Source organism: Candidatus Pelagibacter sp. uisw_091 (genome assembly GCF_059512525.1).
In genome coordinates this window covers 1,098,927-1,114,928 of the sequence record NZ_CM183455.1, presented here as the reverse complement: position 1 = coordinate 1,114,928, position 16,002 = coordinate 1,098,927, and the positions used below count along the sequence as shown (strand labels likewise).

General features: G+C 29.2%; 19 protein-coding genes. 5 read left to right on the top strand and 14 right to left on the bottom strand.

Annotated features, from left to right (window positions below; genetic code table 11):
* The first annotated feature begins 3 nt into the window (after positions 1-3).
* Genes AC5YGA_RS06030 through atpC form a run of 3 tightly spaced genes read left to right on the top strand, consistent with a single transcriptional unit; the run spans position 4 to position 2,692 of the window.
* A complete protein-coding gene (locus tag AC5YGA_RS06030) occupies positions 4-879 on the top strand; it encodes a F0F1 ATP synthase subunit gamma (protein ID WP_415278149.1) in 876 nt (291 codons plus the stop codon).
* Positions 880-881: 2 nt separating this feature from the next.
* A complete protein-coding gene (gene atpD, locus AC5YGA_RS06025) occupies positions 882-2,300 on the top strand; it encodes a F0F1 ATP synthase subunit beta (protein ID WP_415308223.1) in 1,419 nt (472 codons plus the stop codon).
* The gene (gene atpC, locus AC5YGA_RS06020; protein WP_415308222.1) at positions 2,300-2,692 is read left to right on the top strand and encodes an ATP synthase F1 subunit epsilon; all 393 of its coding nucleotides are present in this window, start codon (positions 2,300-2,302) and stop codon (positions 2,690-2,692) included. The genes atpD and atpC overlap by 1 nt, the downstream gene beginning before the upstream one ends.
* On the opposite strand, the gene AC5YGA_RS06015 is transcribed toward atpC, so the two are convergent.
* The 12 genes from AC5YGA_RS06015 to metX form a co-directional block, all read right to left on the bottom strand.
* A complete protein-coding gene (locus tag AC5YGA_RS06015) occupies positions 2,685-3,161 on the bottom strand; it encodes an RNA pyrophosphohydrolase (RefSeq protein WP_415308221.1) in 477 nt (158 codons plus the stop codon). The genes atpC and AC5YGA_RS06015 overlap by 8 nt on opposite strands.
* Entirely contained in the window at positions 3,162-4,292 is a 1,131-nt protein-coding gene (locus AC5YGA_RS06010; RefSeq protein ID WP_415308220.1) for a S41 family peptidase, read from the bottom strand.
* Positions 4,293-4,294: 2 nt separating this feature from the next.
* Positions 4,295-4,645: a ribosome silencing factor gene (gene rsfS, locus AC5YGA_RS06005; RefSeq protein ID WP_415308219.1), complete on the bottom strand. Its 351-nt coding sequence runs from the start codon at positions 4,643-4,645 to the stop codon at positions 4,295-4,297.
* A 17-nt stretch (positions 4,646-4,662) separates the two neighbouring features.
* On the bottom strand, positions 4,663-5,205 hold the full coding sequence (nadD, locus tag AC5YGA_RS06000) for a nicotinate (nicotinamide) nucleotide adenylyltransferase (protein ID WP_415308218.1): 543 nt from the start codon (positions 5,203-5,205) through the stop codon (positions 4,663-4,665).
* Complete coding sequence (locus AC5YGA_RS05995; protein ID WP_415308217.1) at positions 5,186-6,436, bottom strand: glutamate-5-semialdehyde dehydrogenase; 1,251 nt, start codon at positions 6,434-6,436, stop codon at positions 5,186-5,188. Before AC5YGA_RS05995 ends, nadD begins: the two co-directional genes overlap by 20 nt.
* Position 6,437: 1 nt before the next feature.
* Positions 6,438-7,544 (bottom strand): glutamate 5-kinase, encoded by a 1,107-nt coding sequence (gene proB / locus AC5YGA_RS05990; protein WP_415308216.1) that lies wholly within the window; start codon positions 7,542-7,544, stop codon positions 6,438-6,440.
* Positions 7,534-8,517 (bottom strand): Obg family GTPase CgtA, encoded by a 984-nt coding sequence (gene cgtA / locus AC5YGA_RS05985; protein ID WP_415308215.1) that lies wholly within the window; start codon positions 8,515-8,517, stop codon positions 7,534-7,536. Before cgtA ends, proB begins: the two co-directional genes overlap by 11 nt.
* A 29-nt stretch (positions 8,518-8,546) precedes the next feature.
* A complete protein-coding gene (rpmA, locus tag AC5YGA_RS05980) occupies positions 8,547-8,801 on the bottom strand; it encodes a 50S ribosomal protein L27 (RefSeq protein WP_271525759.1) in 255 nt (84 codons plus the stop codon).
* An 8-nt stretch (positions 8,802-8,809) separates the two neighbouring features.
* Entirely contained in the window at positions 8,810-9,226 is a 417-nt protein-coding gene (rplU, locus tag AC5YGA_RS05975) for a 50S ribosomal protein L21 (protein ID WP_415308214.1), read from the bottom strand.
* A gap of 65 nt (positions 9,227-9,291) precedes the next feature.
* Positions 9,292-10,011, bottom strand: a complete 720-nt coding sequence (gene gloB / locus AC5YGA_RS05970) for a hydroxyacylglutathione hydrolase (protein WP_415308213.1) — start codon at positions 10,009-10,011, stop codon at positions 9,292-9,294.
* On the bottom strand, positions 10,012-10,608 hold the full coding sequence (gene metW, locus AC5YGA_RS05965) for a methionine biosynthesis protein MetW (RefSeq protein ID WP_415308212.1): 597 nt from the start codon (positions 10,606-10,608) through the stop codon (positions 10,012-10,014). It lies immediately after the preceding gene.
* A 2-nt stretch (positions 10,609-10,610) separates the two neighbouring features.
* Positions 10,611-11,729: a homoserine O-acetyltransferase MetX gene (gene metX, locus AC5YGA_RS05960; protein ID WP_415308211.1), complete on the bottom strand. Its 1,119-nt coding sequence runs from the start codon at positions 11,727-11,729 to the stop codon at positions 10,611-10,613.
* A gap of 182 nt (positions 11,730-11,911) precedes the next feature.
* On the opposite strand from metX, the gene hisC reads away from it, so the two are divergent.
* Both hisC and AC5YGA_RS05950 read left to right on the top strand, forming a co-directional pair.
* On the top strand, positions 11,912-12,994 hold the full coding sequence (gene hisC / locus AC5YGA_RS05955) for a histidinol-phosphate transaminase (protein ID WP_415308210.1): 1,083 nt from the start codon (positions 11,912-11,914) through the stop codon (positions 12,992-12,994).
* A gap of 2 nt (positions 12,995-12,996) precedes the next feature.
* Positions 12,997-13,893: a prephenate dehydrogenase gene (locus AC5YGA_RS05950; RefSeq protein ID WP_415308209.1), complete on the top strand. Its 897-nt coding sequence runs from the start codon at positions 12,997-12,999 to the stop codon at positions 13,891-13,893.
* Here the strand turns inward: AC5YGA_RS05950 and AC5YGA_RS05945 are convergent.
* Positions 13,890-14,636: a C40 family peptidase gene (locus tag AC5YGA_RS05945; RefSeq protein ID WP_415308208.1), complete on the bottom strand. Its 747-nt coding sequence runs from the start codon at positions 14,634-14,636 to the stop codon at positions 13,890-13,892. The two genes, AC5YGA_RS05950 and AC5YGA_RS05945, sit on opposite strands and share 4 nt — an antisense overlap.
* Positions 14,626-16,002 (bottom strand): AmpG family muropeptide MFS transporter, encoded by a 1,377-nt coding sequence (locus AC5YGA_RS05940; RefSeq protein WP_415308207.1) that lies wholly within the window; start codon positions 16,000-16,002, stop codon positions 14,626-14,628. Before AC5YGA_RS05940 ends, AC5YGA_RS05945 begins: the two co-directional genes overlap by 11 nt.

Genomic DNA, 16,002 nt, shown 5'->3' with positions numbered 1-16,002 from the left:
AATATGGCAACACTAGACGACTTAAAAAAAAGAATAGCGAGTGTAAAGTCTACACAAAAAATTACCAAAGCCATGAAAATGGTTGCGGCTGCTAAACTTAGAAGAGCACAAGAAAATGCTGAAAAGGGGAGACCTTATTCTGAAAAAATGAATAACATTATTCTTAATTTATCTAGCGGTATTTCTGATAAGGAAAATGCACCTAAGCTCCTTTCTGGCACAGGTGAAGATAAGGTACATTTATGTATTGTGTTAACATCTGACCGTGGTCTATGTGGTGGTTTTAATACAAACATTATTAAAAAAGCTAAAGCATATTTTAAAAAAATATCTGATGAGGGAAAAACTTTAAAGATTATAACTGTTGGATCTAAGGGATATGATCAATTAAAAAGAGTTTATAAAGATGATATTGTAGAGAGAATATCTTTTAAAGATTCAAAAACTATCAATTATCTAGATGCTGAAAAAGTAGGAAAAATGATAATTGAAAACTTTGAAAAAGAAGAATTTGACGTGTGTACAATTTTTTATAATAAATTTAAAAATGTAATCACTCAAATACCTCAAGAACAACAAATAATTCCTTTAAAAACATCTGAAGCAGAAGAAAATTCTTCTGAAGATAATTATGAATTTGAACCAGATGAAGATGAAATTTTAAGCAATTTATTGCCTAAAAATATATCTACCCAGATTTTTAAAGCAATGTTAGAAAATTCAGCTAGCGAACAGGGTTCAAGAATGAGCGCAATGGATAGTGCAACTCGAAACGCAGGTGAAATGGTTGACAAGCTTACTATTGAGTATAATAGAAGTCGTCAAGCAGCTATTACAAAAGAACTAATTGAAATCATATCAGGAGCGGAAAGTTTATAATTATGAGCAAAGGAAAAATCACACAGATCATTGGAGCAGTAGTAGACGTAAAATTTGATGGAGAATTACCAGAAATTTTATCAGCATTAGAATGTAAAAATGGAGACAACAGATTAGTTTTAGAAGTTGCTCAGCACCTTGGTGAATCAAGTGTTAGAACAATTGCAATGGATGCCACTGAAGGATTAAAAAGAGGAGACGAAGTAACCGCAACAGGTGCTCCCATTCAAGTTCCAGTTGGTCCAGAAACTTTAGGAAGAATTATAAATGTAATAGGTGAACCTATTGATGAAAAAGGTGAAGTTAAAACAAAAGAGAAATGGCCAATTCACAGAGCTGCACCTGAATTTAGTGATCAGTCAACAGAGACAGAAATTCTAGTTACAGGAATTAAAGTAGTTGATCTATTAGCACCATATGCCAAAGGAGGAAAAATTGGTTTATTTGGAGGTGCGGGTGTTGGTAAGACGGTACTTATTATGGAATTAATTAACAACGTAGCAAAAGCTCATGGTGGATTTTCTGTGTTTGCTGGTGTTGGAGAAAGAACTAGAGAAGGAAATGACCTTTATCACGAAATGATAGATTCAGGCGTTATTAAGCCAGAAGGTCCAGGATCAAAAGCTGCACTTGTGTATGGTCAAATGAATGAACCCCCAGGGGCTAGAGCAAGAGTTGCCTTAACAGGTTTAACTGTAGCTGAATATTTTAGAGACCAAGAAGGACAAGATGTATTATTTTTCGTTGATAACATTTTTAGATTTACTCAAGCAGGTTCAGAAGTTTCTGCATTATTAGGAAGAATTCCTTCAGCTGTTGGATATCAGCCTACACTTGCAACAGATATGGGTAACCTTCAAGAAAGAATTACAACAACTAACAAAGGTTCTATTACATCTGTACAAGCGATTTATGTACCAGCAGATGACTTAACTGATCCAGCGCCTGCTACATCTTTTGCTCACCTAGATGCAACAACTGTATTGTCTAGACAAATAGCTGAAATTGGAATTTATCCAGCAGTAGATCCTCTAGATTCTACTTCTAGAATTTTAGATCCTAGAATAGTTGGAGATGAGCATTACAGAGTTGCCAGAGAAGTGCAAAAAATTCTTCAAACTTATAAATCACTACAAGATATTATTGCTATTTTAGGAATGGATGAATTATCTGAGGAAGATAAATTAACAGTAGCTAGAGCTAGAAGAATTCAAAGATTCTTGTCACAACCTTTCTTTGTTGCAGAAGTCTTTACTGGTTCGCCAGGAAAATTAGTAGATTTAGAATCTACGATTAAAGGTTTTGCTGCAATATGTAATGGTGAGTATGATCACTTACCAGAAGCTGCATTTTATATGGTGGGCACGATTGAAGAGGCTGTAGAAAAAGCAGAAAAAATGGCCAAGGAAGCAGCTGCATAATGAGTGAAGAGTTCAAAATAGAAATTGTTAACCCTGAAAAATCTTTTCTTTCAAAAGAGGATGTAATAGAAGTTGTTGTACCTGCTTTTGAGGGAGAAATGGGAATTTTAAAAGACCATATCTCAATTATTTCATTTCTAAAACCAGGTGTTATTAAAATCCTTTCTAAATCTGGAGAAGAAAATTATTATGTTGAAGATGGAATTGTTGAATTTAAGAATAATAATTTATCAGTGTTAACAAGCTCTATTTTTAATGTTAAAGATATTGAGAAGGACAAAATTAGTGAGATGCTTGCACAAGCAGAAGAATATTCAAGAAATAGTGAAATTACCGACCAAAACAAATATCTAGTGGATCAAAAAATTGATGTACTAAAAACTCTTAACTAAGAATTTTTTTTACTTTTTCCTTAACATCTTTGTATACATGCAATTTAAAGTCTACAACAAGGTCAGTTATATTTTCTAGAGCAATCCACTTCCATTCACAAAACTCTGGATTTTTAGTTTTAATATCAATTTCACTATCTTGTCCTAAAAATCTTACTACAAACCATTTTTGTTCCTGACCTCTGTATTTACCTTTCCAAATAATACCCAATAAATTTTTAGGTAACTCATAAGAGATTAGTCCATCTAACTCTTTAATAAGCTCTACATTTTTGATACTGGTTTCTTCTTTTAATTCTCGGTAAGCAGCAGTTAAATAGTCTTCTCCCATAACAACACCACCCTGAGGCATTTGCCAAAAATTTTTTTGATTATCTATTCTTTTTGCAACAAATACTTTATTATCTTTATTTAGTACAACGATTCCAACACCACTTCTAAGAGGTAAATTCTTATTTCTATTTGTCATTTATCCGTTGAGCAATTTTAAAGCAAAGTTTAACTGGTTGTCTGTTTCAGAATTAAATTTAAAGTCTTCCAAACCTTCCATTACCTCTATATCGGGTGTTACACCTACTTTAGAAATAGATTTTCCTGAAGGAAGATAATATTTTGCAATAGTTAATCTAATGGCACCTCTGTTTTTTAATGGAATTATGGATTGAACGGAACCTTTTCCATAGCTATTTTCTCCAAGTATAATAGCTCTTTTGTGATCTTTTAATGCACCTGCCACTATTTCTGATGCTGAAGCAGATCCGTAGTTAATAAGTACAATTAATGTTTTACCGTTTGTTATATCACCTCTTTTAGCAAACCACTTTCTGTTCTCTGAAACTCTTCGACTTTTAGTTGATACAATCTCACCATTTTCTAAAAAAAAATCTGAAATTTTAATTGCCTGAGAAAGCAAACCACCAGGGTTATTTCTTAAATCTAAAATGTATCCTTTTAAATCTTTATTTTTATTAAGTTTATTAACTTTATTTTTAATTTGTTCACTACTATTTTCATTAAAAGAAGTTAGCCTAATGTATCCAATATTATCAATGAGTTCAGATTTAACTGACTGAACTTGAATAATTTCTCTTGTAATATTGAAGATTAAAGATTTTTTAACACCTCGTCTTCTAACAGTTATTTCAATACTAGTCCCAACAAGTCCTCTCATTAAATCAACAGCTTCTATTAATGATTTACCTTGCACCTGCATTCCATTAATTTTTACAATATAGTCTCCTGCTTTTATTCCTGCTCTTGAGGCTGGAGTATTATCAATAGGAGAAATTACTTTTACAACTCCTGCTTCCATACCAATCTCAATGCCAAGGCCACCAAATTTTCCACTTGTCTCAGTCTGCATACCTTCAAAACTTTCGGGTGTCATATATGCAGAATAGGGATCTAGAGATTGTAATAATCCATTTATTGCAGCATCCATACTTTTAGATTGATCAACTTCATCAACATATTCTTTGCTAATTTTTTCAAGGACCTCACCAAATAGATCTATTTTTTTATATAGATCAGAATTTTCAGAAAAACTTTTTTCAAAAATAGATAAACAGATAATAAAAAAAAGAAGGAATCTTTTAATCATACTTATATCATTACTTTTTCTTTGGGAATTAACTCAGACCATATTTTTTCAAGCTCATAAAATTTTCTCTTTTCAGGATTAAATATATGAACAATCAAATCAATACCATCAACCAATTTCCAGTCTGAACTTTCTTTTCCTTCTATTTTGGAACCTCCAACACCATTAGCTTTTAATTTTTCTAATACTTGTTCCGATAAAGCTTGAATATGCCTTGAGGATGTTCCGCTAGCTATGATCATATAGTCTGCCATTGAACTTTTATTCTTAAGATTAATAGAGACTATGTCTAAAGCTTTGTTGGAATCAAGGGTATTTAAGATGATACTTTTTAGGTTTGAATTTTTTTCCATTAATTAAATAAACCTTATCAAAATTTCCTTAATTGAGAAGATGAAATATTGACTTTATTAAACTTAACGAAAGTTAAGTTTTTGTTACTTGTTTCATTAAAGGTTACTGACTTTAATGATTTAGCCTTAAATCCTTGACGGTCAAATACTAGAATATTACATTTTTTTATAATAGATTTCCATTTATACCATTTGTGAAAATTTATGAGGTTATCGGCACCCATAATGAAATAAATTTCATTTTTCTTTTTTTTGTTTAAGTGTTTAATTAAATCAATTGTTTTACTAGAGCCTATCTCTTCTTCATAAAATTTTACTTTAATATATTTATTTTTACCTATCATTTTTTTTGCAAATTGTATTCTACTTCTTAAATTTGATTTACTTTCATCTTTAAAGGGATTTTGCTTTGTAATCGCCCATACAATATTTTTTAGATCAAATCTTTTTTTTGCTTGTTTTGATATTTCCAAATGTCCTTTATGTGCAGGATCAAACGTACCCCCTAAAATACCAATTTTTATTTTTTCAGATTTCAATTTATTTTCTGGTTTGACCATTGCTAACAATCTCATATTTATAAGAAATAAGCTGACCCAAGCCTACAGGCCCTCTCGGAGGAAGAGTATTGGTTGAAATACCAACTTCTCCACCAAATCCAAATTCTTCACCATCAGCAAACTGTGTTGATGTATTATGCATAGCTATTGAGCTTTTGACATTTTTTAAAAATTCTTCAGCAACTTTTTTATTTTTAGTAATAATAGAGTCTGTGTGCATAGTACCATATTTGTTAATATGCTTAATTGCATCTTCACAATTTTTTACAGTTTTTACTGATACTATGGGTGCCAAATATTCTGTAGACCAGTCCCTCTCTTTTGCTAAAGAAATTTTACCTTTATAGTGTTTATTAATAAATGTATCTCCATAGATTTTACAATTGTTTTCTTCAAGTTTTTTTAAAATAGGATTACAAAATTTTTTTACAATTTTTTCATGAAGTAAAATGGTTTCTGTTGCACCACATATACTGGTATTTCTTAATTTAGCATTATGGATGATTTCTATAGCCATCTTTAATTCTGCATCTTTATCAACAAAGGTATGACATAAACCCTCTAAGTGTCCAATAATAGGTACAGATGAAAATTTCTGAACTTTTTTTACTAAGTTTTTTCCACCACGTGGTATGATTACATCAATATAATTTTTCATTTTTGAAAGCATAAAATCTACCATTTTTCTCTCTTTAGAATCTATAAACTGAATAAAGTTTTCATTAATCTTATTTTTTTTAAGAGCTTTTCTAAATAATTTAGCTATAATTCTATTAGTATTTATTGCCTCTGATCCTCCTTTTAAAATCACAGCATTTCCAGACTTAAAACATAAACTAGCAACATCTGAAGTAACATTAGGTCTACTTTCGTATATAACCCCAATAACTCCAATGGGTATAGACACTCTTTCAATCTTTAATCCATTAGGCCTGCTCCATTCCTCAAGAGTGCGATTGACAGGATCTTTTAATTTAATAATTTTATTTATTGAATTTTTTAAATTATCTAATTTTTTATGATCAATAGTGAGTCTATCTATTAAATTATCCTGTAGACCTTTTTCTAGGGCAAATTTTATATCTTTTTTATTTGCTGTGATTATAGAATTTCTCTCTTTATTTAATAGTGAAACATAATTTTTTAAAATTTCATTTTTTATTTTAGTGCTAATTTTTTGAAGAGATGCTTCTCTGGCTTTTTTTCCTATCAAATTCATATATCGAGTCATTTTATATCTCCACCATATCATCTTTATGTATAACTTCAGATTTTGAAACATATCCTAATATTTTTTGAATTTCTTTAGAATGGTGTCCCATAATTCTTAATATTTCATCAGATGAGAATGAGCTTAAGCCTCTAGCACATTCAAAATTTTTCTTATTTAAAACTTTAATATGATCACCTTTTTTAAACTTACCAGATACTTTAGTAATTCCAGCTGCTAATAAACTTTTGCCATTAGAGAGCGCTTGTGTTGCGCCATCATCAATAATAACCTCTCCTTTAGGAGAAATAGAGCTGATAATCCATTTTTTTCTTGCATCTAATTTTGATATTTTTGGCAAGAACCAAGTACAGTTATTATTTTGAATTATTTTTTTAATAGGTCTTATTAATAGGCCATTAGCTATTGCCATCTTGCACCCTGATAGTTGACAGATTTTTGCTGCATCAATTTTAGTTTTCATTCCACCCGTTCCATGTTCACTAATACTTTTGGTTGCAATCTTTTCTATATCTTTATCGATTTTTTTTATTTCTTTTAATAATTTTGCATTTTTATAGATTTTTGGATTCTGAGTATAAAGTCCATCAACATCAGAAAGAAGTATTAGTGAATCAGCCCCAGATATTTGAGCTACTCTAGATGCTAGTCTGTCGTTATCACCATATTTGATTTCTGTAGTTGCTATAGTATCATTTTCATTAACAATGGGCACAAAACCTAATTGAAATAAGTTATCAAAGGTTCTTTTTGCATTCAGCGCTCTCCTTCTTTGTTCTGTATCTTCTAGTGTGAGTAAAATTTGAGATATATTAATTTTTTGTTTAACAAATGTTTTTGAAAACAAATTCATAAGCTCAATTTGTCCTATTGATGCTACAGCCTGACTTTTGTCAATTTTAAGTTTTTTTTTACTTAAGTTAAGTTTTTTACATCCCATTGCAATAGCACCTGAGCTTACAATAATAATTTTTTTATTCTCTTTAATTAACTCATGAATATCTTTGGCAAATTCAGAAAGCCACCTATATCTAATTTTTTTATCCTCATCTATTAATAAAGAAGAACCAATTTTAATTACAATTATTTTGGAGTCCTTAAGATACATATGTGAGTAGTTTAGCTTTGATTTTTGATACAGACCCCTTCTCTAATGTTGAAAGAGTTACCACCTCAGATTTTTTATCTTTTGAAAAGTTTTTCACAATCTCTTCTACTTCTTCTTTATCTAGTAAGTCTATTTTATTTAATACAATTATTATTTTTTTTTCTAGAATCTCTTTACTATAACTACCAAGCTCTTTTTTTACTTGTTGATATGTATTTTCAATATTTTCATCAGTAATATCAATTAAATGCATCAACGTTTTGCACCTTTCTATGTGTTTTAGAAATTGAATTCCAAGACCTACACCCTCATGTGCACCCTCAACTAATCCAGGAATATCTGCTAAAATTATTTCTTTGTCATCATAAGTTGCAACGCCTAGATTTGGATTTAAAGTTGTAAACTTATAATTTGCTATTTTAGGTGTAGCATTTGTAATAGATGCTAATAGGCTAGATTTACCCGCGTTAGGTAACCCAACAATGCCAACATCTGCAATAGTTTTTAGTTGGAGCCAAATTACATACTCTTCACCTATAGCACCCTTTGTAAATTTTTTTGGTGCTCTATTGGTGGAGCTTTTAAATCTGGTATTTCCAAGGCCACCTTTACCTCCTTTAGCAACAACAAACTCTTCACCTTCTTTTTTAAAATCATAAATTAAGGTTTTATTATCCTCTTCAAAAACCTGGGTGCCTATTGGTACTTTTAAAAATAAATTCTCTCCTCCATGACCTGTACGATTTTGTCCAGAACCATTTACTCCTCTTCCAGCTTTATGATGTTGTTGAAATCTATAGTCGATAAGAGTATTTAAATTTCTTTCTGATCTCAAGAATATAGTGCCACCTTTACCGCCATCTCCACCATCTGGTCCACCGTACTCAATAAATTTTTCTCTACGGAAACTAGGAGAGCCATGACCACCATTGCCAGCCTTTACATAAATTTTTACTTGATCTAGAAACTTCATATTACAACTGTTAGTTTTTAGTTGTACTACTAATTGGGTTTTACTGAAACGAATGTTCTGTCTAATCTACCCTTTTTAAATACTACTTTTCCTTCAACAACAGAAAAAATTGAATGATCTTTACCCATTCCTACGTTTTCACCAGGAAAAATTTTTGTTCCTCTTTGTCTAACAATTATATTTCCAGGAATTACTACTTCACCACCATACTTCTTAACGCCTAGTCTACGACCAGCACTATCTCTTCCATTTCTCGATGATCCACCTGCTTTTTTTGTAGCCATAAATTAATTTATTTACTCACTGCTTCAGCTTCTACTTTAGCTTCCACTTTTTCAATTTTTTTAGTTGGTTTAACTATTTTTTTTGCTTCAGATAAAACTTTTCCATCTTTAGAAAAGATTTTATTAATTCTTATTAATGAATATTGCTGTCTATGACCATTTTTTCTTCTAGAATTTTGTCTTCTTCTTTTTTTGAAAATTAATATTGTTCTGTTTTTTCCATTTTCAACAAGGTCTGCTTCAACTTTTGCACCCTCAACTGTTGGTGACCCAACTTCAATATTTTTATCATCGCCATAGGCTAAGATTTCTTTAAATTCTATCTTAGTTTCAAGCTTTGAATCTTCTAATCTTTCAATTTTTAAGATTTCCCCAGCCTTTACTTTGTACTGTTTTCCACCTGTTTGTATGATTGCGTATGACATGTTTTAATTTATTATTTATAAGCAGCAATATAGTCGGGAGCCTATTATAGTCAAGTCTGAATAAGCTAGAAATTGTCCTTTAAATCCCTAAGTTTTGAAAAGGTTTCTACGTTGTTTGACCTTAGAAAAATATTACACTCTAATTCATCTTTGATAGTAGATGGAATAGTCAAAAGGCCAGCTTTTAATTTTATTTTTATATCATTTAATTTAGCTTTGAGATTTTCGTTATTTTCATCATGAATTATACAAAACTTTGAATTTTGTAACGTATATTCATGACCACAAAAAACTTTTGTACTTTTTGGTAGCTCTTTTAGTTTCATCAAAGAATCAAACATTTGAGCGTATGTTCCTTCAAATATTTTTCCGCACCCCAAAGAAAAAAGAGTATCCCCAGTAAAAACAGATTCTTCTTTGTAAAAATAGAAACATATATGACCAAGTGTGTGCCCTGGAATGTGGATTATTTTTGCTTCAAAGTTTTTATATATCCAGGTTTCTTGATCATTTACCATTATATCTATTCCTGGAATTCTTTCCTTGTCTCCTTTATATCCAACAACACTTGCTCCATACTTTTCTTTTAACTTTTGATTTCCACCTACATGATCATAATGATGATGTGTATTTAATATAAATTTTAATTCAATTTTAGTATCTTCTAGATACTTAATAATAGGATCAGCTTCACTGGGGTCAATCACACAAGCAATATTATTCTCTTCATCAATTATTAAATAAGAGTAATTATCTTGCAGGCAGGGTATTATTTGAATCTTCATTTATTTTTCAATTAAGAAAATTCCCAACTCAGCAGATAAGTTTTTTATATTAAGGTTTGCTTCATTAATGGGTGATGTTTTTTCATTGTGAAGAGCTAACGCTTTATCTAATTTAATATTTCTCTCATTACAGAATTTATAAAAATCTTTAATCGTACACATGTGTATATTGGGAGTATTATACCATTCATCAGGTAGATTTTTTGTAATTGGCATTGTTCCTTTAATCAATAAGTGAAATCTTACTTTCCAAAATCCAAAATTTGGGACAGTAACAATAGCTTTTTTCCCTACTCTTAAAAGTTCCTGAATAACTATTTCTGGATTTAGGAAAGCCTGAAGTGTTTGGCTTAATATCACAAAATCGAAAGAGCCATCGGGAAATTGAGAAAGGTCTTTTTCGGCATCTCCCTCGATTACAGTTAGACCCTTACTTACACATTTTTGAGAATTATTTTTAGAAATTTCAATCCCTCTTATATCTATTTCTTTATTTTTTTGTAAAAACTCCATTAAAGTTCCATCTCCACATCCAACATCTAAAACTCTTGTATTTTTTTCAATAAAATCTGAAATTATTTTAAATTCTTGTTTCATCTTTAATTTTTTAAATAGGAATTATTAATATAGTCTTTCAAAGTATTTAAAAACTCAGGAACATTTAAAAGAAATGAATCATGTCCTTTATCTGACTCAATTTCAACAAAAGCAACATCAGCACCTATAGCATTTAAAGCTATGACAATTTCTTTATTTTCAGAAGTTGGGTAAAGCCAGTCAGAAGTAAATGATATCACAAGAAATTTAGTTTTTGTTTTTTCAAAGGCTTTTGATAAATTTCCATTATATTCTTTAGTTAAATCAAAATAATCCATAGCTCTTGTAATATATAAATAGCTATTCGCATCAAACCTATTCACAAATACACTTCCTTGGTGCCTTAAATAACTTTCTATCTGAAAATCTGCATCAAAACTAAATTTTAAATCATCTCTTTCTTGTAATTTTCTCCCAAATTTTTCTTGTAAGCCATTTTTAGATAAATAGGTTATATGAGCGGCCATCCTTGCAACAGATAAGCCTTTATCAGGGTTTTTATTTTGATTTGCATAGTCTCCATTTAACCAATTTGTATCAGCCATTATAGACTGTCTACCAAGTTCGTTAAAAGCAATATTTTGTGCTGAATGACTTGAAGTACAGGCAATCGGAATTGCTATCTTTGCTTTATTAGGAAAATTACTTACAAATTGAAGAACTTGCATGCCACCCATAGATCCACCCATTACTGCAAATAATTTTTCAATTTTAAAAAAATCTAAAAGGTTGTACTGAGCATTTACCATATCATTTATTGTAATAACAGGAAAGGTGGTTCCATATATTTTATTTGTTTCAGAGTTAGTATTACTAGGTCCAAAAGAACCTAAACACCCACCAATTACATTTGCACAAATTACAAAATATTTATCTGTATCAATAGCTTTACCTGGGCCTACAGCATAAGACCACCAACCATCTTTTTTTGTTATTGGGTTTATGCCAGATGCAAACTGATCACCAGTTAAGGCATGAAAGATTAAAATAACATTATCTTTTTTTTCATTAAGAGAACCATAAGTTTCATAAGCCAAAGGAAAATTATTAATAATCTGGCCACAATCTAACTTTAATGGTTTATCAATTATTAAACTTTTTATGTTTATATTTTTATTCATAAATAATGGCTAAAATTGAATTGTGAGAGAAAAAAACATATTTAGCGGTTTTTTTTAAGCGCTCGCAATTCAGTTAAATCAGCGCACTTTTTTTGTACTAGATAGTATTTCTTATGTCAAATATTTTAAAAAATGACTTATTCTGTATGAAATTTTAATATTTTATTTATAAGATTAATAAGATGACAGTTCCAAAGTTTAAAAAATTTAGAATAGAAGCTTATAAGCCAGGAAAATCTAGAATTGGCAAAGCTAAGAATATCATAAAATTATCAGCTAATGAGTCAGCGCTAGGAGTTAGCTCAAATGTAAAAAAGCTTTTAAATAATAAAAATCTAATTTTATCCAAATATCCAGACAGCAAGACACAAGTTTTAAGAAAAGAAATTTCAAATCGGTTTAATTGTGATTTTAATAAGATTATTTGTGGTGCAGGTTCAGATGAGATTATTCAGATGATTTGTCAGCTATATTTAAGACCATCAGATGAGGTGGTTGTACCTCAGTATAGCTTTCTAATGTATAGAATTTATGCACAAATAGTTGGAGCAAAAGTTATTTTTTCTAAAGAAAAAAACTTTAAAGTTTCTGTGACAGAGATAATTAAAAAAGTTACAAAAAAAACAAAAATAGTTTTTATTGCTAACCCAAATAATCCAACTGGAACTTATTTAAATAAATTACAGTTATTAGAATTAAGAAAAAAATTAAAAAAAAATATTTTATTAGTTATGGATGATGCATATTTTGAGTACATGAAGAACAAAGATTATAAATCAAGCTTAGATTTATTTAAAAATAAAGACAATGTAGTTGTAATAAGAACTTTTTCAAAAATTTATGGGTTAGCTTCTTTGAGAGTTGGTTGGGGTTATGGATCAAAAAAAATTATTAATGCAATGAATATAATTAAACCACCATTTAATGTAAATCAAGTAGCACAAGTTGCAGCAACAGTAGCTTTAAAAGATAGAAATTTTATTAGACAATCTGTGAAACATAATATTAAGGAAGCAAATAAAGTTAAAAAATTCTTAGAAAAATTAGACATTTTTTCAAATGAGGTAACTGCTAATTTTTTATTACTAAATTTTGATAAATGTAAATTTTCAGCCAATTATGTTTTAAATAAATTACAATCAAAAGGAGTTATATTAAGATCATTGGAAGATGGTTATAATATTAAAAATAAATTAAGATTAACAATTGGTTCTAAAATAGAGAATACAAAATTTATAAAAGAAATTAAGGTTATATTCAGTTAATTATGAAGAATATTTTAATTATAGGATGTGGTTTAATTGGTTCTTCATTATTAAGATCAATAGTCGATAAAAAAATAGCTAAAAAAATATTTATTTATGAAAAATCAAAATTAAATATTTTAAAAATTAAAAAATTAAAATTACCATGTGAAGTTACAAATGACTTAAAAAAGATTATTCCAAATTTAGATTTAATAATATTTTGCACTCCATTGGGAGAGTATGAAAAAATAATTTTAAAAATAAATAAATACCTACTCCCTAAAACAATAATCACAGATGTGGGATCATCTAAAGAACAATCTACTGATTTAATTAGAAAAAGATTAAAAAAAGGAATTTTTTGGACATCCAGTCATCCTATAGCAGGATCAGAAGTTAGTGGTCCTGAACATGGTTTAAAAAACTTGTTTCTTAATAAATGGTGCATATTAATAAAAGAAAAAAATACCAACAAGAAACATCTCACGATACTGTCTAAGTTTTGGAAAAAAATTGGTTCTAGAGTCGTTATTATGGATTCAAAAAAACATGACACAGTCTTTTCTATGACAAGTCATTTACCTCATTTAATTGCATATAATTTAGTTAAAACAGCAACAGATTTTGAAAAACAACAAAAATATGAAATAATTAAATTTAGTGCCGGTGGTTTGAGGGATTTTTCAAGAATTGCTGCATCTAATGAAATTATGTGGAGAGATATATTTTTTAATAATCAAAAAAACATATCAAAAGTTATAGATTTATTTATTAAAAATTTACTTGCATTTAAAAGAGATATTCAATCTAAGAATAATAAATCTATCATTAACAAATTATCTAATACTAAAAAAGTTAGAAAAAAAATAATTAAATTAAAGCAAGATATTAATAAACCAGATTTTGGTAGAAGTTAATACTTTATAGAAGATATCTTTTTTACTATTAACTTTGCTGTTCTTTCGATTTTGTCTATTGTCTTCGTTATAGGCATAATTAAAACTTTTTTTTCTGGACCGTATGCATGAATTAATTTTTTAGAATTAATACAAATAGCAACATGACCTTTCCAAAATATAATATCACCTCTTTTAAATATTATTTTTTTCTGATTTTTTGTTGAATATTTTATTTGGTCCCTTGTGTCTCTTGGATAAAATTTATTATTATAATAATATAATAATTGCAAAATAGCTGAGCAATCTATTCCTCTATAAGTTTTACCACCCCAAACGTATTTTGTTTTTAAAAATAATTTTAATACTTTTAAGTAGTTTTTTTCTATATGATCAATTTTCTTGATATTTTTTTTTTTAATCCATTTATTTTTTTCATATTCAACAAACTTTTTATTTTCCTGAATTATTAAAATTTTTGATGCAAAAGGTAAAAAATATCTTGTCTTTTGTTTCTGTTTATTAAAAATATTAGCTTTTAAAGTAAATATCTTATGAGTAGGTTTATGATCGTTCGTATAATCTTTATTTTTTATGAAACCAACATAATTATCAAATGATATTTTTATTTTTATCCAATTTTTATTTTTAGATAAAATTTTAAATTTTTCTCCATACAAAATTTGAGAAGTAACCTCAGACATTTGGGTTGGTTTCTTATAAATATTAGATAGAGCTTTCTTGTAAAAAAAGTTATTGTTCATGAAGTTTTAATTTATCTTTAATAAACCATAAACAAATTAAAGAAGGGATTACCATAATAGCTGTTAAGATAAAAAATATACCCCAATCACCATTAAGCCAATCTACTAAAGCCCCAGAAGATGATGCAAGCGTAGTTCTTCCAGCAGTCCCTATCGAAGCAAGTAGTGCGTATTGAGTTGCAGTATAGGTTCTATCTACCAGTAAAGAAATAAAGGCCACAAATGCGACTGTTGCAAAAGCTGCTGCTATATCATCAAATATGACCGCTATAGCGAATAATAATTCAGATTTATCACTCCATGCCAGGATGGTAAATAATAAGTTTGTTGCAGCCATTAACATTCCTGCAAGAAACATTGCTTTTAAAACTCCAGATCTAATTACAAAGAGGCCACCCAACAATGTAAAGGTGACTGTAGTTATCCATCCTAAAGTTTTTGAGTAAATTGCAATATCACCTTTGGAGAATCCTATTTCTTTATAAAAAACTATAGACATACGTCCAAGAAAAGCTTCTCCAATCTTAAATAGAAAAATAAAGCTTAAAATACCAACAGCTACTGAAAATCCATTTTTCTTAAAAAAACTTAATATAGGACCACCTAATGTACTGCTAATCCAAGTCATAAAATTTGTTATAATATTTTTTGATCCAAACTTGCTTTCTATAAGTTTATCCGTTTCTTTTTGCTTTAGTTCTCTATCAGTAGAAAGGGGTTCATGAACAAACATTAATCCTACATTCATCAAAATTACCACAACTCCTAAAATTAAAAATGTAATTTGCCAGTAATTGGTAATACCAATATTCTCTAAATATTCTGCAGTAAATAAAGCTATTACTCCACCCAATTTATATCCACTCCACCATCCAACGACTGCCATAGCAGCACCGGCTGCCATTGATTTACTTTCATGCTCACCTATTTGTTCAATTCTTAAAGCATCTACAGTAATATCTTGTGTAGCTGAGGCTATAGCAATAATTAAACCAATTGTAATTATTAGTGTTAAATTTTCTGTGGAATCAATAAAACTCCAAGTAACAAGACAAGTTAAAATTGTAATTTGCATTAAAACTATCCAACCTCTCCTATGACCAAGTTTTTTGGTTAGGTATGGTATTTGAAGTCTATCAATAAGAGGTGCCCATAAATAATTAAAAGCATAAACGGCAAATATTAATCCTGCCCAACCAATTGTTGATCTGCTTAAACCATCTTCTTTAAGCCACAGACTTAAACTACTTCCAATCAAAACCCATGGAAATCCAGATATTGCACCTAGTAATAATATCCTAAGCATTCTTCTGTCAAAGTAGACAGAAAAGGTTTCAGAGAGTGATTGTTTTTTTATTTCAATCAT